This window comes from Alteribacillus sp. HJP-4, assembly GCF_042139015.1.
GTDB lineage: Bacteria > Bacillota > Bacilli > Bacillales > Marinococcaceae > JBHIKY01.
The window spans coordinates 186,837-204,116 of sequence record NZ_JBHIKY010000005.1; the positions used below are offsets into that span (position 1 = coordinate 186,837).

Here is a 17,280-nt window from a genome sequence, read left to right on the forward strand (position 1 = left end):
TTATATTATAAATCTGGTTAGAGAAGGGTACGTCAAATCATGAAACGATGGCTGCAAATGTTTAACAATCCGGATAAGAATAAAAAGAATAAATCAAAGAAGAAAAATAAAAAAAAATTAAATAAAACAAGCCGCACTTTGTTAAATATGATGGCTAGACTTCCAAAAAACAGCAAAGTTATTGTTTTTGAAAGCTTTTTTGGAAAACAGTACAGCTGCAACCCTCGTGCTATATACGAGGAGCTGAGAGAAAAATATCCGAAATACACGTTTTACTGGAGTATTGACCACCGTTATAAAGACACGTTTAAAAAGCACGGCCTGAATACGGTGCCGCGATTTACACTGCGCTGGTTCTTAATTATGATGCGTGCGAAATATTGGGTATTTAACAGCCGCCTGCCCAAGTGGATGCCGAAGCCGGAAAACACAGTCTATCTGCAGACTTGGCACGGCACTCCATTAAAGAAGCTTGCGCTGGATATGGACGAGGTATATATGCCGGGAACTACTACGAAGAAATACAAAAGAAATTTCGTGGCGGAGGCAAAAAGGTGGAACTATCTTGTTTCACCGAATCCTTATTCATCTGAAATTTTTAAGCGGGCCTTTAAATTTAAGCGCAAGCTGCTTGAAACCGGGTATCCGCGTAATGATTTTCTGACAAATTATACAGATGAAGATGTGGAAGCCATCAGAAAGCATATTAATATTCCGGAAGGAAAAAAGGTGATATTATATGCTCCTACGTGGCGTGACAATGAGTATCATTTTATCGGAATGTATAAATTTGCGTTAAAGATGGACCTTGACAAAATGAGAGATGAATTCGGCGATGACTACGTTATTTTACTGCGTCTTCATTATTTAATATCGGACCATCTCGATATTAAAAAATATGAAGGGTTTGCCTATGATGTCTCGAATTATGAAGATATCAGAGAATTATATGTCGTAAGCGATCTGCTGATTACAGACTATTCATCCGTCATGTTTGACTACGGAATTCTGAAGCGGCCGATGATCTTTTTCGCTTATGATATTGATAATTACCGTGACAAGCTCCGCGGCTTTTATTTTGACTTTGAACATGAAGCACCTGGGCCGATTGTTCAGAATACAGAAGAGATCCTGGATGAAATCCGGCACGTAAATACGATCCGGATGCGGTATAAGCGGGAATGCAGTCAATTCGAGCAGAGGTTTCACTCTCTTGAAGACGGCCGGGCAGCCGAGAAGGTAGTAAAGAAAGTATTTAAGAAATAAATCTAGCATTATATAAAAGAGGGAACGTTGATGAAATCTGCCGTCAAGGTTGGAAAAGAGCTTTATCAACATCTTTATTTAATTAATCGACTGGCTCTTTATGAATTAAAAATAAAAAATAAAAATAATTATCTTGGTAATGCATGGGAGCTTATTACCCCCTGCTTTTTTATCGCGATTTACTGGTTTGTTTTCGGCTACGGGATTCGCGGAGGGGGCCGCGGCGTGGAAGGAGTAGAGGGGGTTCCTTTTTTAAACTGGATGACGGCAGGCATTATTTTATGGTTTTTCTTCCAGCCTGCTGTTATAGACGGATCCAAAGCAATCTATACGAAGGTAAAAATGGTTTCAAAAATGAATTTTCCGACGACAGTCATACCGACCTATATCGTCATATCGAAGCTGTACGCCCATCTTGCTCTTATATTCATAGTTATGATTTATATGCAGGCGACAGGCTATTCGATTAACATCTATTATTTACAGTTTCCTTATTTACTGGCAGCGACCATTGCTTTACTCGTATCTATTGTAATGATTACGTCTACCGCTACGGTGCTTATCCGCGATATTCAACTGCTCATTCGATCAACGATCCGGGTCATGCTCTACTTGACGCCGTTTCTATGGACAAATGACAGGCTCCCTGAGATCGTCCAGGATATTATGAAGCTGAATCCACTATACTACCTTGTAGAGGGATACCGTGCTGCTTATTTTGGTGATGGGTGGTATTTGCTACAGAATTTGAATTATACGATTTATTTTTGGAGTGTCGTCCTTATCTTTTTTATTTTTGGATCAATTCTTCACATGAGATTCCGCAGACATTTTCTTGATTTTTTATAACGAGCTGTTCTAAATCTTGATGGAAGTGATAATATGAAAAAAGCTGTCATAGCAAAAAACCTGACGAAAAAATACAAGATGTATGAAACAAAATCAGAACGTTTAAAGGATCTTTTTTTCCCTGGAGACAGCGGAGAAGAGTTCTATGCTCTTAGAAATGTATCTTTTACAGCGGAAAAAGGGGACATTATCGGTCTCATTGGAGTTAACGGTTCAGGGAAATCCACATTGTCCAATATGCTTGCCGGCATTGTGCCAAAAACCTCAGGACAGTTAAAAAAATCTGGAGAAGCTGCGATTATTTCTGTGTCCTCTGGATTAAACAATAAATTAACCGGCAGAGAAAACATTGAGCTCAAATGTTTAATGCTCGGCTTTAATAAGAAGCAGATTCGTGCCATGGAGAATGACATTATCGAGTTTGCAGAGCTCGAACGCTTTATCGACCAGCCTGTTAAGTCCTATTCAAGCGGTATGAAATCAAGACTTGGCTTCGCTATCAATACAAGCATTGACCCTGAAATTTTAATCATTGACGAAGCGCTCTCTGTCGGGGACAAGGCATTTGCCAAAAAAAGTCTGGATAAAATGCATGAATTTAAAGATAGAGGCAAGACAATGTTCTTTGTGAGCCATTCACTCGGCCAAATGAAAGAATTCTGCAACAAAGCATTGTGGCTTGAATTTGGGGAAGTAAAGGCATTCGGCGATATGAACGAAATCATTGCCGATTACGAAGAGTTTCTAAAGAACTTCAACCAATTATCTAAAAAAGAAAAGAAAGACTTCCGCGAGAAGGGGCTTAAAAGACAAAACAGCAAAGCAGCAGGCACAGTACCAAAAAAAGCAATCAGCCAGTAGAGGCTGGGAACACAATATCTTAGTAATAAAAACTTGGTTTTCGCCTTTTGCTGGCGACAAGCCAAGTTTTTTTGTCCGCGGGGGATGCTTCAATGTCCTCTGCACCTAGTTGCTGCCTGTGGCATTTTCAGTAGCTGATTTCTCTGGCTGCTTCAAACAAGCCGGTTCTGCGGACACTGGTTCCGCTAACGGTCAGAAAAGTAGTAAAACTCTCTGTCTATTTTGTCAAATAACGTTAAGCTTCAAGAGAGGGGCTGTATCATAAATGATACTCGCCCCTTTTGCATGGTAAAAAAAGCAGTGGACAAGTCCTTCGCTTTCCGTGGGCAGCGCTTCAGCTAATCGGGCGAAACCCGCGCCCGGCAGATCTTCAGCCGCTGCTCTTCCCACTGGAGTCTTCGGACTTGTCTCCTGCTATCTTCTATTTAGGATACTACTTTTTCTATAAAAAGGGGCTTTTGCTACAGCCCCTCTCTTATACTAACGATCAGAAACTAATAAAATAATGGATCTCATGTCCACAGCTATCCAGGAGAATCAGCAACACCGAATACTCCCTGCGCAGAATTAATTTTTTGTGCAATTCCATAAAAAATTGCGCAATAATTGCACAATAAAAAAACAGTCGAGCAAAAAATCTCATTCATACCCAATAAAAATTGAGAAAATTTTATAAAACCACTTGCGCAAATCATGCCTACCATTTAAAATAATCTATAAGAAAATGAAATCGTTTCCAAAGTAAGCGTATTTTTTTACGTTATAAATGCAAACGATTGCACTATTTTTATTGTGAAGCCTTGTCATGGGATGATTTACATACTTTGAAAAATGGGGGAAGAGAAATGAAAAAATTAACTTGGACAGTAATGTTAATGCTGGCAGCTATAATGCTTTTGATGGCTGCGTGTGGACCGGACAGGGAAGAAGAGAGCGGAGCAGACAGCGGGGGAAGCGGATCTGGCGGAGAAGAGCCGGAGAAACCGGAATCACTGACAGTCTGGGTAAACAATAACGATGAACAATCAGCTGCTTACGAAGAGATTGCGGAAGGATTTACTGAGGAACATGGAATTGAAGTGAAATTTAATAGAATGGATCTCGATGAACAGATAGAAAACGTTTCCTTGGATGGACCAAATGGAAATGGTCCGGATTTGTTTTTCGCAGTTCACGACGGTATCGGCGAAATTACACTGCAAGGTTTAGCAGCACCGCTTGAGATAGAGGAAGAGAGATTGGAAGAGTACGAGGAAGAAGCAATTCAGGCTATGACATATGAAGAGGAATTATATGGTGTACCTGCTGTCACTGAAACATACGCGTTAATGTACAACAAGGAGTTAATGGAGGAAGCACCTGAAACATTAGAAGATCTTGAAGTGGCAGCAGAAGATTTAACGGATGCATCAAATGATGAATATAGCTTCTTAATGGAAGCAGCCAATTTTTATTTTACTTATCCATTTATGACAGCAGAAGGCGGATATGTTTTCAATCAGAAAGAAAATGGCGAGTATGATGCTTCTGACATTGGTTTGGATAACAAAGGAGCGATCGAAGGGGCTTCGATGATTCAGAGCTGGTACGAGAACGGCTATATCCCTCAGGGAATTAATGCAGATATTCTTAACGGTTTATTTGAAGATGGCAAGGTTGGTGCGGTGGTGAATGGACCATGGGCCATTAATGACTATGCAAATGCAATTGGTGAAGAAAATCTTGGTGTAGCGCCGCTCCCAACAAATGAAGCTGGAGAAAATCTACGCACTTTTTCCGGGGTAAAAGGATGGCTGGTATCTCAATTTGCTGAGGATAACAGCAAATATTGGGGGACTGAATTAGCGTTGCACATGACAAATGCGGATAGCTCTAAGACTTATTACGAAGTATCAAGTGAAGTCCCTGCAATAACAGAAGTCATTGAATCCGATTTAATCCAGGAAGACGAATACTTTGCTGGCTTTGCAGAGCAGACTCAATATTCGGAACCAATGCCAAGTATTCCGGAAATGGCGCAGGTGTGGGATCCGATGGGCGAGGCTCATGAATATATTGCTGAAGGCGAGGATCCTGCAGAAGTACTTCCAGAAGCAGTGGAACAAATTGAGTCAGAGATTCAAATGCAGCAATAAGTGATAAAACGGGAGGGAAGAATGATTTTTCTCTTCTCTCTTTTTTACACGGCTGTGCTTAAGAATATTGTTTAAAGGAGTGAAGATTGTGGGTGAAGCTCTAAGAAAACCGGCCTCTGAAAATCCAAATCAGCCGCCGACTCCGGAGCCTTCTAAACATAGTGTGAAGACTGCGACATGGTTGGCACTGATTCCTGGTGCAGGGCAGTATTATAATCGTCGTTTTATCAAAGGATCAGTCATGCTGGGGCTGGCGGCTGCATTTGTCATCACATTTGCCCAATTTTTAAACATCGGTTATTGGGGACTTTTCACACTGGGTACCCTCCAGGGAACAGATGACTCAAGATCCTTATTAATTCAAGGAATTCTGTCAGTCTTTTTGACATTGACTGCTCTTGGTTTTTATGCAGCAAGTATTTTCGATGCCCGCCGTGATGCACAAAAAATACGGGACGGCTGGAAAATACCTCCCGTAAGGAAAGCATTATATGACTGGTTCGACGCCGCATTTCCATATTTATTGGTTACTCCGGGATTAATTTTATTAATATTCGTAGTGGTCTTTCCGTTATTATTCATGGTTTTATTGGCATTTACCAACTACAACCGCTACAATGCACCGCCGGGAAATCTACTGGACTGGGTTGGATTTCAAAATTTCTTTGAAATTGTTAATGTACCGATCTGGCGGGAAACCTTTATTTCGGTTTTTAGCTGGACCTTGACCTGGACGTTTGGCGCAACTACCCTGCAGATAGCTCTGGCACTGCTGCTTGCCGTCATTGTGAACGATAAGCGTATAAAATTTAAGCGTCTGATACGTACCGTGTTTATTTTACCGTGGGCGGTACCTGGATTCGTGACCATCATGATCTTTTCAGCTTTATTTAATGATAATTTTGGGGCGATAAACCGAGACATCATAGTACCACTGTTCGGAAGCGGCATTCCTTGGCTCACTGACCCCTTTTGGGCAAAAACAGCTATTATAATGATCCAGGTCTGGCTCGGTTTTCCCTTCGTCTATGCTTTGTTTACCGGTGTTCTGCAGAGCATCTCCTCGGAGTGGTACGAAGCAGCTGATGTGGATGGCGGATCTAAATTTCAAAAGTTCTGGTATATAACACTTCCGCACATTTTGTTTGCGACGGCTCCGCTGCTTATAATGCAGTACTCGTTCAATTTTAATAATTTCAATATTATTTACTTATTCAATGAAGGTGGTCCGGCAGTGCGCGGCCAGGAAGCCGGCGGCACCGATATTCTTATTTCCTGGGTATACAGCCTGACGTTTGAAAACAGTATGTACAGTCTGGCGGCTGTTGTGTCTATTATCATGGGATTGATGGTTGCGATATTCGCGTTTTTCCAATTCCGGCGCAGCCGAGCGTTTAAAGAGGAGGGGCAGATTTAATGAGCAGAAAAATCAGGGATCGTCTGGAACTTACCGGAAGCTACTCGATTATTTTTATCATGTTCATCATTATTTTGTATCCACTGCTTTGGACGCTCGGAATGTCTTTTAATGAAGGGGCAAGTTTATACTCCTCGAGTATTATCCCAGAGACCCCTTCATTGGAGCATTATATCTGGCTTTTCACAGATCCGAACAGCCACTATGTGACCTGGTATAAAAATACATTAATCGTCGCATTAACTACAACAATTTCATCAACCTTTATCATTGCATTGACCGCCTATGCTTTTTCACGATACCGATTTGTCGGAAGGAAATATGGTATTTACGCATTTTTGCTGCTGCAGATGTTTCCAGTATTAATGGGAATGGTGGCCCTCTATATTCTTTTGAATAATATCGGACTGCTCGATTCTTTATTAGGTCTGACGCTTATTTATATTGGCGGGGCTATTCCGATGAATGCATTTCTAGTAAAAGGCTATTTTGATACGATACCGCGCGAATTGGATGAATCAGCACGGATGGACGGCGCCGGGCATTTCCGGGTATTTTTCACGATTATGCTTCCGCTTGCAAAACCTATATTAGCGGTTGTGCTCCTCTTTAATTTTATGGCGCCATTTATGGATTTTATTCTGCCGAGCATTATACTCAGAAGTGAAGAAAATTTTACACTTGCTCTGGGTTTGTATAATTTCGTAAATGATCAGTTCTCAAACAACTTTACAAGATTCGCAGCAGGCTCGGTCTTGATAGCCGTGCCGATCGCTACCGTTTATCTTGTTCTGCAGCGCTGGCTTATATCCGGGCTGACCGCGGGAGCGACAAAAGGTTAATATGTGAGAAATAAGTCTGCTGACTGGTATACAGCAGGCTTTTTCTGTTTAAATGTAAAAACCATGGTACATAATCTGCCGAATTTCCCCAGCCAGTTATTGAAATTCGGTACACTATCTATACATACACTCAGGAAGACTTGAAGGAAAGGAAGGAGATTCATGTTTCAATTAGGCATTCAAAATATTCCAGCTCTTGCTGAAAAGCTTTTGAATGAGGGAACAGATCCTTCTGTTCCTGTGATGATAACAGAATGGGGTGGAATGGAAAGGCAGCGATCCATCACCGGACCGCTTGGAAGTATTTCTGCGATTGTATCCCAGGCAGATCTGTCTGATCCGGCTATCATTGTACTCGGCAATGATACCGAACTGCATTGGGTAAACACAGCGCCTTTTGCCGGAAAAGGCATGCTTGCTTTTCCAGCGGGAGAGCAGGAAAAAGAGGTTGTGAAAGCATTTCAGGACGCAGGGGGATCTCTATATACTTCCAAAGAATTTACCTTGCATCAACGTATAACAAGTCTGGCAGCGCTTGACTCCCTTGAAATGATTAAGCATGGCAAAGCGGATGCGATTTTTCTGCAAAACAAAACAACTGCACAGATCCTTCTTAAATACTTGAAGAAGCACTCCGAAAAATCGGGAATTCAACTGCAAAAGCTGTCTTTTGTGTGTATCGGAAAAGAAACGGCACAGGAGCTCACTAAACATGGCCTGATGCCAGCCTGTATTTTTCCAAATTATGCCGAAACGTTTCTTGCGGAGTCGGTTTCATCCTACAGTATTTAAATAGAGGAAGGAAGAGGTGTTTACGGTGAATAGCAAAAGCCTGCTGCTCAGTAATGAGCAGCGGGCTTTTTCGTGTGCTGTCTATGAGACGCTGCTTGGAGAAATTAAGAACAGCCCTTATAATAGAGTAAGAATGGAAGTAGTAAGGGAGAATCTGTGCAGATGGGTGAATTTCTGATATCAAACATTTACGTCATAACCATGATACTTACGATTACCCTCGTTGTATTTTTATTAATAAAAACGAAAAAGAAGCAGTAAAGGAGCAGTTCATTAATGCAATCACTCGTTAGATATTTGTTATTTGGATGTTTATTGGCAGCAGGCAGTGGTATGCTCGCCATTAGTTTAGAGAGTATGGGACTTTTCGTAATTCTATCGCTGTCGATAACACTGCTCTCCTTCCTGCCGATCGTTATTATTACTTTTCATCCAAGAAACCTGCTGCGGCCGTATGGAGTTTCGCTGCCGGACAAGCAAAAGAAAAAAAGAAAGAAGCAGAATGTTAACAGATATGATAAAGCATGGCAGTATGCCTGTCTCGGTATCCCAAGCCTGTTGACCTTTCTTGTAACTGCCATAATTTCAGTCGCTTAGCCCAATAGCCAGAATTATTGTTTAACTATTACAGATTTCGGAGAAAAAGCGAATTTTACAATCAAATAGCATTGTATTTTACATCTTAATCACATACAAAGCCGTTTTAAGCTCAATAACTTTAAATTTAATAGCTTTTCAATATTTATTAATTGATGAAATTAATCAATATATGCAATTATGGATTTAAAAGATCTTGTCTATCCTTATTAGTTAATATGATAATGATTTCATAATTCATTTTCACAACAGAATATACAAACATTAACCTATTTTCTATATATCATTCGATTTCGCTTCCGGCGAACGCTTTCCACGGGCTTGGCCTCAGCCTCCTCGGCAGCAAACTGGCTGCGGGTCTTCACTTCAAGCTTTTCCCGTAGGAGTCGTCGCCTTACGCTATAATCGAATGTTCATGTTTTTTATTAAGAATAGCACTTATGCAATTGATGCATGGAGATTGTTTTCAGAAGTTATGAAATATTCTTAGATAGTTTACTTGATTAAGAAGACGCTGGGAGTATTCTAAATTCGAAATGTTCTATGAATCCAATAGTTTAATATCATTTATGGCATTGACGACACTGCCAAATGTATCAAACCTGTCACTAGCCATATATTTATACCCCAGACAGAAAATAAATATGGTGAATTTGCTATCCCAAATACAATAACGAGTATATAAAAGAGCATCAAAACCCAAACTAATCCTTTCATCCCTGCCCCGATATTAACAACAGTTATGTACATGATTACTCCTCTATATGTATAAACAGATTACTGATCGGAGCGGAGCAAGCGAGTTTGTGAAGGGATGATAAACCTCTTTATACACCCATTATTATAAAAAAAGTTTCTTATACTTTGTTCCTAACAAAAGATTCATCCATCAAAAGTGCAAGCGAAAGTATTTTTGCACAACCCATCCTTTTCCACAGATAACTCTAATAAAAGAATTAAAGTATAAGATATGCTCACACTTTCGCCATTTTTGAATGGGAGACAAGCCAAGTTATTCTTTACTTGATTTTGTCCCGATCAAATAGACGCGGGCTTCATATGGCTTAAGCGTAAAATGAGTATCAGATGGCTGTGGTTCGGCTGGATAATTAGTAAGAGCCAGCCGCTCTTCAGGGAGCGAAAGCTCTGACACGTCCCACTCCGCAGGCAGGGGAGTTAAATTGGAAATGATAACAGCTGTTTCCTGTCCATTTTTTCTTGTATAGGCAAATAGCTGTTCATGGTTTTCCAGCAGCAATTCGTAAATTCCATACGTAAATAAGTCATGATTTTTTTTCAGCTGGATCATTTTCTTGTAGTATTGCAGAATCGATGTTTTATCCTGTCTCTGATCGGCCACATTTATCTTTTTATAATTCGAATTTATTTTCAACCATGGCACTGTGCCGGCTGTTGTAAAACCTGCATTGGCCTCTGCTGACCATTGCATTGGAGTGCGGCTGTTATCACGGGAGGTCTGCCAGAGCAGGTTTAGTATATCCTGCTCGGATTCCCCATTTTCCATTTTCTCATGATACAAATTTTTTGCAGCCACGTCATCGTAATCGGCAATCGAAGGGAATTGCACATTGGTCATGCCAATTTCCTGGCCCTGGTAGATAAACGGAGTTCCCTGCATAAGAAAGTACATCGTGGCCAGAGCCTTAGCGCTCTCCTTCCAATATTCCTGATCGTTTCCCCAAATCGATACAATCCGCGGCACATCGTGGTTCTCCAGAAAAAGTGCATTCCATCCGCTTGATTCGAGCCCCTTCTGCCACCGGCTGAGAACTTTCTTTAAGCCTGCTATATCGAGGCTGTTCTTCTCCTCAGCATCCCACAGGTCGAGGTGTTCAAACTGAAAGATCATATTCATTTTTCCTTGATTTCCGACCCAGAGATCTGCTTCCTCCACAGAGACGCCGTTTGCTTCTCCTACAGTCATTACATCGTATTGACTGATCGTCCTGTCTTTAAATTCCTGAAGGAAATCATGAATGCCCGGCTGGTTCATATGCATATCAAAGGAGGATACATATTTTTTCTTATCTGGATTAGGAAGGTCCGGGAAGCCGGGGCGCTTTTTGATATGGCTGATGGCATCAATGCGAAAACCGTCAATGCCTTTATCCAGCCACCAATTAACGGTTTCATAAAGAGCTGAACGCACCTCAGGGTTCTCCCAGTTTAAATCAGGCTGTTTTTTTGAAAAGACGTGCATATAATATTGACCGGTTGCCTCATCCAGCTCCCATGCGGAACCTCCGAAAATACTTTCCCAATTATTTGGCTCTCTGCCATTTTTACCATCACACCAAATATACCAGTCCCGCTTCGGGCTGCTTTTGGAAGAACGGGATTCAATAAACCATGGATGCTCATCACTTGTATGATTGAGCACAAGATCGATGATTAATTTCATTCCCCGTTGATGCACTTCATCCAATAATTGGTTAAAATCATCCATCGTCCCGAATTCCTCTAGAATATCCTTATAATCGGAGATATCATAGCCGTTGTCATCCTTAGGTGATTTGTACATTGGACAAATCCAGATAAGGTCAATGCCAAGTTCCTGTAAGTAATCGAGACGCTGAATCATACCTTGCAGATCACCGATTCCATCTCCGTTTGAATCCTGGAAACTGCGGGGGTACACTTGATAACCGACTGCTTCTTTCCACCATACTTTTTTCATTTGATTCCACCTCAATTATTTCTTTCGACTTTGAGCCAATTCACCAGTGCGGGCGGCATGCCTTACTGGCAATCCATGTGCTGTAAAATAATGCAAACGATTGTATTTAACACATACATTATATTAATTAGGGAATTAATATGAAATTTGTGCAATCGATTTCGCTTACTAAATAGTTTAACGTGGTTGCTGTTAAGAATCAACCAATAGCAGAACGGAATGAAAAAGATGACGCACTGCTGCGCCATCTTTCGGTATTACTTTTTTTCTTCTACAAATTTTCCGTAGTCAGGAATGGCTGCAGTATCAAAATGAGTAACGAGATAATCCAGGCTTTTTTCAAGCTCTTCACCAGCTAATGGAAGACCGTGACCGGTAACAGCGAGCTTCGGGTGAAGCTTCTGAAGTCTATGCACGGACTTCTTGGCTGCTGGCCAATCAGTAGTGAGGTAGCGGGGCGGTCCGCTTATTTCCTGCTCCTGCGTCAGCACCTTGTAAAGCTGTTCCTGCTTGACTGTTACAAAGGCATCTCCTGCGATCAAGGATTGGTCTTCTTCCCGGAACAATGAAATATGTCCTGGTGTGTGACCGGGCGTGTGGACCCAATTCCAGCCGGGCATCTCCGGCACCGTGCCGTCAGCAGGGAGAGGGTGAATGTGCTCTTTTAAATCAATGCCTTCGTTTGGAAACATTTTCGACATTTTTGCGACCATACCACCTTCTACAGTCGTATCAGGTTCTGGATAATCTTTTTTACCGTTCAAATAAGGCAGCTCTTCTTGATGAGCATAAACAGGGACATTCCATTGAGAAGCTAATTCTTCTACGGCACCGACATGATCAAAGTGACCATGAGTTAAAATGATCGCTTTGGGCACGGTGTTTCCAAACAACTCACTAGCAGCACTGCTGATTGTTTCTGCTGACTTAGGCATACCAGTATCAATAAGAACCCAGTTACTGGAGGGGCGAGGGGTTCCATAAAAACAGACATTCACTACCTGCACCGTAAAGCAGTGCAGATCGGCAGCAACGTTTGTCAGCATTCCGCTTGTCGCCGATGTAATTGGAAGAAATTTTTCTTTCAATTTTCTTCACCTCTTTCTTCATAATTATTTCAAAAATCCTGAGATAATATGCGGTGCTGTTGACATAGGTTAAGGTAGCACAGTGAAACCAATGTGATCAGCCGGAAAGGAGACAGGACGATGAACTATTTTCATCCAATGAATGTATACCGCGAAGACGCAAGGCGAATGACTGTTACAGGCAATGCATCAGTTCCGGCAGTACCTGATACGGCGGCCATTCAGATGAGTGTAGTCACGGAAAGTGAAAATGCCACAGACGCTCAGCAGCAAAATACAGAAACGATGGAACAGGTTATAGTGTCGCTTTTCGAAGAAGGAATAACTCGAGAAAACATACAAACGAAGGACTTTACGATTTTTCCGCGCTATGAATATGAAGATGGGGACCAGGTGTTTCTAGGATATCAAGTGACTAACACTATTGAAGTAACGATCGATGATATTACACAGACTGGTAATGTGATCGACACAGCTGTTCAAAATGGTGTCAATCAAGTGATCGGTATTCGTTTTTATATCAAAGATTCGTTTCAGTACTATGAACAAGCACTCGGTCTTGCTTTACAGCAGGCTGAGAGGAAAGCCGGGGAACTTGCAGTTACGATGGGTGTAAGTTTAGACCCTGTTCCACTGCGAATAGTAGAAAAGCTTCCAGAAACGGTGCAGCCGCAATTATTCAGTGCAGCAGGAGCGGTTCCAATCGAAGTAGGACAGCTCGATATCACTGCCGGTGTAGAAGCCCAATATCGTTATTAATTATAGGAAAGCATAAGATTTTCGATAAACATCAATCTAACATACATCCTAATGAAAAGAAATTATTTGAAAAAAAAGGATATGGAGGGGATAACAGCGTATATAGGTAATAAAGGGAAAAAGTGGAGTGTTACGTCGAATGAGAACTATTGATTTATGGGTAAAACTATTAATTTTGACAATATTACTGAGTTTAGCTGGAGTCTTATACTATTTTGTTTCAGTATTTGACGCGGAGCAGACGTTGCAGGAAAGCACTATCGTGGAAGTTCATCCAAAGTATGAAACAACTGCATATAAAAGTGGAAAAGAGAGAGTGGAGTCCGCCGAATTAGTGCGGGAGGAGGACACTGCAGAGCCATTTACAATTGCTTTTGCCGGTGACACGATGTTTGACTGGGATCTTCGTGATGTACTGGAAGATAAGGGCTACGATTATCCGTTTGAATACGTAAAAGATTCCTTTGCCAATACTGATTATACAGTCGTAAATCTGGAATCGGTCATTACTGAGCGAAATGAAAAAAAACCTGGCCAGCAGTTCTGGATTAAGAGTGATGAAAAGGGACTCGAAGCTTTGAAAAACAGTGGAGTGGACATGGTAAACCTCGGAAATAATCATATGCTTGATTATGGTGAACAAGGCCTCCTTGATACTCTCGATGCTGCACAACGATTAGAAATGGACTATATGGGGGCAGGTGCCAATGAGACCGAGGCTTATAAAGCAAAGACAATCGAAATTAACAATCAAACTGTAGCCTTCCTATCCTTTACACGTTTCTTTCCCGATTTTACATGGACTGCAGAAGCAGACAAGCCTGGAGTAACAAACGGCTACGAATTGGATTTTGTGATCGAGAAAATACAAGAGCAGCAGGATAAAGCTCAAGCAGATTACTTAATCGTAAATTTTCACTGGGGGATTGAACAGACGAATATCCCGGCTGACTATCAGCGTGAGTACGTGAAACAGATTTGTGAAAAGACGGAAACGGATGCGATTGTCGGTTCCCATCCACATTGGCTGCAAGGCTTTGAGTTTTATAATGACGTACCGGTTGCATACTCGCTCGGGAACTTTCTATTTCCTGATTATGTGAGCGGCCCATCCGCTGAAACAGGCATCTTTAAGCTGACCTTTGATAACGGAGAAATTGCCGCTGATTTCAGTCCATATATCATTGAAAGCAATCAGATACAGCCTCTTGAAGGAGACCAGGAACAGGAAATCTACGAATATTTAGATGAAATCTCGATAAATGCAAAGCTTGATGAAACCGGCCGGATTACTGTCGAAGAAGGATAACTAAATATATTACAATTTATTGACAACGGAAGGAAAAAGGGTTTTGATGTATAAATTGTATTATAATGGATAAAGAAAACGTTTGAAAATAACAACAGCTGTGTTTTTATCCGAAAATAAACTTGTCAGTAAAAATATTAATAAGAGGAGGATTCAGTAGAGTGGCCGTTGCAGATAAAATCATTTGCTGTGCGAAACCGATGGAAATGATCGTAAGGGGCGAAAAAGCACACGTCATTTGTTGTACGTGCAGCCATCAGTTTATCATACCAATCCGCAAGCACGGAGTAGTGCGCACAGCTAAATAGCGTGGAACATGTGGAAGAAGAGTGGCAGAGCGCCACTCTTCTTTTTTAAATATAAGTTTTTGTTGATTTCATCCCTGCAGGCGGACGCTTTCCGTGGCTGACTTCAGCGAAGCTTTGCCAGAATGGATTTTCATAAGGTGCTGATCCCGCTTTTCAAAGACCTTCAGTTTTTTAGTGGCCTCCAGGTTTTGCTCGGTTTTTCTTAATCATTTTAATAGTATTTCTTAGACATTCCCGGTGCTTCGAGCATAACAAACTTGAATATCATGGCAAAAAAATAGGCAATAAACTTTCAGTATAGTGAAGTATAATAAGGTAGAGAAATTTCTGCAGTATACTTTATCGCGATGGAGATGTGTACGATGACAGATTTAAGGATCCCTGAAAAGAAGTTTCGTCCGGAAATTGAAGGGGTGCGGGCAGTAGCAGCATTGCTCGTCGCAGTATATCATATTTGGCTGGGCTCTGTATCCGGTGGAGTCGATGTCTTTTTTATTGTTTCCGGATATTTAATTACAACGTCCTTATTGACCAAGATGGAAAGAGAAGGACAGATTAATTTTTTTGAATATGTTTTAGGACTCGCCCGCCGGTTATTTCCTCTGGCCTTTATAGTTCTGCTGATAACTACGTTGTTTTCTATTATTATCCTTCCGCAGTCGCAGTGGGGAGACATTATATCTCAGGTATTTGCTTCGGCATTTTACTATGAAAATTGGCAGCTGGCAAATAATGCCGTCGATTATCTTGCTCAAAATAACCAAGCAAGCCCATTTCAGCATTTTTGGGCACTATCCATTCAAGGGCAGTTTTATATCACATGGCCGTTCATTATTATGGCTGCGTACACAGCAGCGAGAAAAATGTTCAAAACACCTGTCCGAAAAACATTATTAGTTCTGCTCAGTACCATATTTATTTTATCTATCTCGTATTCCGTATACATAACCGCTGTTAATCAGCCATGGGCATATTTTGATACATTCGCCCGGGTGTGGGAATTCAGTTTAGGTGGCATACTCGCTTTATTGATTCCATACGTAACGATAAACAAGGCTGCCAGCTTTGTCCTGGGCTGGCTTGGACTTGCTGTCGTCTGCCTGACAGGTATTTTACTTCCAGTTTCAAATGTATTTCCTGGATTTGCTGCATTACTGCCGACAATGGGGGTGGTACTCGTCATCATCGCAGCTGAAAACGGCAGCCGCTTTGGTGCCGAGAAGCTGCTGGGTTCTAAACCATTTGTATCCTTTGGGAGTATATCGTACGGATTTTACTTATGGCACTGGCCGCTTCTCATTTTCTACTACACATATACGGGAGCAGACGTGGTGTCGGTTCAACATGGGCTTGCCATGCTTTTTTTGACATTTACGTTATCTTTCCTGTCCGGAAAAATTTTGGAAAAGCCGGTCCGGAAAATTAATGTAAAACAATCCAAAGGGAAGCTTGCGGCAATATTAGTAAGTTTTATGGTGCCAGTTCTTGTAGTTGGTACAGCATGGGGAGCGTATCTCGAGCAGACGCAGGCAAGCTTTGAGGAGAATGAAGAAGTGGCGGTTGAAGATTTCCCTGGCGCGCGTTCCATTTCTGATGGCATTGAACCGAATGAAGAAATCGATCCCCTTTCCATGCTGGCAGAAATCAAAGGGGAGCTGCCGGAGTTTTATGCAGACGAAGATTGCTTTACTGATCTGGATGAATCTGGTGTAAGCAAGTGTTCCTACGGTGAAACGGAGAATCCTGAACATACCGTAGCTCTTGTGGGAGGTTCTCATTCCGGTCACTGGTTTCCTGCACTGCAGGAAATGTCCAAGGAGCTGAATCTGCAGATAGATGTATATAATAAAAACGGATGCCGGTTTACAAATGAAGATTTTGACGGCGCCATGTCTGATTCTTGCATGCAGTGGAATGAAGACGTCATGGAGCCATTAACATCTGACCCGCCTGATCTGGTCTTTACAACAGCCAATGTAAATATTATCGCAAATGTACCGGAGGGGTATATCGGGCAATGGGAGGCGCTCGAAGGCAGGACAGAGGTGCTGGCTGTTCGGGATAACCCAAGGATGGCAGAGGATATTCCTGCCTGTCTGGAAGATGATCCGGAGCAATGCTCGATACCAAGAGACAAAGCGCTGTCGAACGCGGTTCCGTGGGAAAACACTGATAATATACCTGATAATGCAAGCTTTGCGGACTTATCGGATTATTTCTGTAATGATGAATCTTGTGAACCGATTATAGGAAATGTGCTTGTTTATCGGGACAGGCATCACATTACAACACTGTATTCGCGGACACTCGCTCCGGCTTTGAAGGAACACGTCAAAGAAGCTTTGGAGAAATAGGCTCA

Annotated in this window: 15 protein-coding genes; 13 read left to right on the forward strand and 2 right to left on the reverse strand. The window is 41.7% G+C overall.

Annotated elements, in window-relative coordinates; all coding sequences use genetic code 11:
• The first annotated feature begins 39 nt into the window (after nucleotides 1–39).
• The 9 genes from ACE4RR_RS06610 (at nucleotide 40) to ACE4RR_RS06650 (ending at nucleotide 8,759) form a co-directional block, all read left to right on the forward strand.
• Nucleotides 40–1,266, forward strand: a complete 1,227-nt coding sequence (locus ACE4RR_RS06610; protein ID WP_375534616.1) for a CDP-glycerol glycerophosphotransferase family protein — start codon at nucleotides 40–42, stop codon at nucleotides 1,264–1,266.
• A 30-nt stretch (nucleotides 1,267–1,296) separates the two neighbouring features.
• Complete coding sequence (locus ACE4RR_RS06615; protein WP_375534617.1) at nucleotides 1,297–2,115, forward strand: ABC transporter permease; 819 nt, start codon at nucleotides 1,297–1,299, stop codon at nucleotides 2,113–2,115.
• A gap of 33 nt (nucleotides 2,116–2,148) precedes the next feature.
• Complete coding sequence (gene tagH, locus ACE4RR_RS06620; protein WP_375534618.1) at nucleotides 2,149–2,976, forward strand: teichoic acids export ABC transporter ATP-binding subunit TagH; 828 nt, start codon at nucleotides 2,149–2,151, stop codon at nucleotides 2,974–2,976.
• Nucleotides 2,977–3,821: 845 nt separating this feature from the next.
• The gene (locus ACE4RR_RS06625) at nucleotides 3,822–5,111 is read left to right on the forward strand and encodes an extracellular solute-binding protein (protein WP_375534619.1); all 1,290 of its coding nucleotides are present in this window, start codon (nucleotides 3,822–3,824) and stop codon (nucleotides 5,109–5,111) included.
• 163 nt (nucleotides 5,112–5,274) lie between these two features.
• The gene (locus ACE4RR_RS06630) at nucleotides 5,275–6,528 is read left to right on the forward strand and encodes a sugar ABC transporter permease (RefSeq protein WP_375534658.1); all 1,254 of its coding nucleotides are present in this window, start codon (nucleotides 5,275–5,277) and stop codon (nucleotides 6,526–6,528) included.
• The gene (locus tag ACE4RR_RS06635) at nucleotides 6,528–7,370 is read left to right on the forward strand and encodes a sugar ABC transporter permease (protein ID WP_375534620.1); all 843 of its coding nucleotides are present in this window, start codon (nucleotides 6,528–6,530) and stop codon (nucleotides 7,368–7,370) included. The genes ACE4RR_RS06630 and ACE4RR_RS06635 overlap by 1 nt, the downstream gene beginning before the upstream one ends.
• A 162-nt stretch (nucleotides 7,371–7,532) precedes the next feature.
• Complete coding sequence (locus ACE4RR_RS06640; RefSeq protein ID WP_375534621.1) at nucleotides 7,533–8,162, forward strand: uroporphyrinogen-III synthase; 630 nt, start codon at nucleotides 7,533–7,535, stop codon at nucleotides 8,160–8,162.
• A gap of 25 nt (nucleotides 8,163–8,187) precedes the next feature.
• Nucleotides 8,188–8,340 carry a hypothetical protein gene (locus tag ACE4RR_RS06645; protein WP_375534622.1) on the forward strand — a complete coding sequence of 51 codons (153 nt, stop codon included), beginning with the start codon at nucleotides 8,188–8,190 and terminating at the stop codon, nucleotides 8,338–8,340.
• A gap of 98 nt (nucleotides 8,341–8,438) precedes the next feature.
• Entirely contained in the window at nucleotides 8,439–8,759 is a 321-nt protein-coding gene (locus tag ACE4RR_RS06650) for a hypothetical protein (RefSeq protein ID WP_375534623.1), read from the forward strand.
• Nucleotides 8,760–9,771: 1,012 nt separating this feature from the next.
• Here the strand turns inward: ACE4RR_RS06650 and ACE4RR_RS06655 are convergent.
• Together ACE4RR_RS06655 and ACE4RR_RS06660 are read right to left on the reverse strand one after the other, a co-directional pair.
• Entirely contained in the window at nucleotides 9,772–11,457 is a 1,686-nt protein-coding gene (locus tag ACE4RR_RS06655) for a glycoside hydrolase family 13 protein (RefSeq protein ID WP_375534624.1), read from the reverse strand.
• A 257-nt stretch (nucleotides 11,458–11,714) separates the two neighbouring features.
• Nucleotides 11,715–12,503, reverse strand: coding sequence for an MBL fold metallo-hydrolase (locus ACE4RR_RS06660; RefSeq protein ID WP_375534659.1), 789 nt, complete (start codon nucleotides 12,501–12,503; stop codon nucleotides 11,715–11,717).
• Nucleotides 12,504–12,665: 162 nt separating this feature from the next.
• On the opposite strand from ACE4RR_RS06660, the gene ACE4RR_RS06665 reads away from it, so the two are divergent.
• The 4 genes from ACE4RR_RS06665 (at nucleotide 12,666) to ACE4RR_RS06680 (ending at nucleotide 17,275) form a co-directional block, all read left to right on the forward strand.
• Complete coding sequence (locus ACE4RR_RS06665) at nucleotides 12,666–13,304, forward strand: SIMPL domain-containing protein (protein WP_375534625.1); 639 nt, start codon at nucleotides 12,666–12,668, stop codon at nucleotides 13,302–13,304.
• A gap of 139 nt (nucleotides 13,305–13,443) precedes the next feature.
• The gene (locus ACE4RR_RS06670; RefSeq protein WP_375534626.1) at nucleotides 13,444–14,613 is read left to right on the forward strand and encodes a CapA family protein; all 1,170 of its coding nucleotides are present in this window, start codon (nucleotides 13,444–13,446) and stop codon (nucleotides 14,611–14,613) included.
• A 161-nt stretch (nucleotides 14,614–14,774) separates the two neighbouring features.
• Complete coding sequence (locus tag ACE4RR_RS06675; protein ID WP_375534627.1) at nucleotides 14,775–14,921, forward strand: hypothetical protein; 147 nt, start codon at nucleotides 14,775–14,777, stop codon at nucleotides 14,919–14,921.
• Between the two features lie 362 nt (nucleotides 14,922–15,283).
• The gene (locus ACE4RR_RS06680; protein WP_375534628.1) at nucleotides 15,284–17,275 is read left to right on the forward strand and encodes an acyltransferase family protein; all 1,992 of its coding nucleotides are present in this window, start codon (nucleotides 15,284–15,286) and stop codon (nucleotides 17,273–17,275) included.
• Nucleotides 17,276–17,280 lie beyond the last annotated feature (5 nt).

Coding starts and splice junctions, on each gene's coding strand:
- ACE4RR_RS06610 (WP_375534616.1), top strand. CDS start 40: ATGAAACGATGGCTGCAAATGTTTAACAATCCGGATAAGAATAAAAAG.
- ACE4RR_RS06615 (WP_375534617.1), top strand. CDS start 1,297: ATGAAATCTGCCGTCAAGGTTGGAAAAGAGCTTTATCAACATCTTTAT.
- tagH (WP_375534618.1), top strand. CDS start 2,149: ATGAAAAAAGCTGTCATAGCAAAAAACCTGACGAAAAAATACAAGATG.
- ACE4RR_RS06625 (WP_375534619.1), top strand. CDS start 3,822: ATGAAAAAATTAACTTGGACAGTAATGTTAATGCTGGCAGCTATAATG.
- ACE4RR_RS06635 (WP_375534620.1), top strand. CDS start 6,528: ATGAGCAGAAAAATCAGGGATCGTCTGGAACTTACCGGAAGCTACTCG.
- ACE4RR_RS06640 (WP_375534621.1), top strand. CDS start 7,533: ATGTTTCAATTAGGCATTCAAAATATTCCAGCTCTTGCTGAAAAGCTT.
- ACE4RR_RS06650 (WP_375534623.1), top strand. CDS start 8,439: ATGCAATCACTCGTTAGATATTTGTTATTTGGATGTTTATTGGCAGCA.
- ACE4RR_RS06655 (WP_375534624.1), bottom strand. CDS start 11,457: ATGAAAAAAGTATGGTGGAAAGAAGCAGTCGGTTATCAAGTGTACCCC.
- ACE4RR_RS06660 (WP_375534659.1), bottom strand. CDS start 12,503: ATGCTGACAAACGTTGCTGCCGATCTGCACTGCTTTACGGTGCAGGTA.
- ACE4RR_RS06665 (WP_375534625.1), top strand. CDS start 12,666: ATGAACTATTTTCATCCAATGAATGTATACCGCGAAGACGCAAGGCGA.
- ACE4RR_RS06670 (WP_375534626.1), top strand. CDS start 13,444: ATGAGAACTATTGATTTATGGGTAAAACTATTAATTTTGACAATATTA.
- ACE4RR_RS06680 (WP_375534628.1), top strand. CDS start 15,284: ATGACAGATTTAAGGATCCCTGAAAAGAAGTTTCGTCCGGAAATTGAA.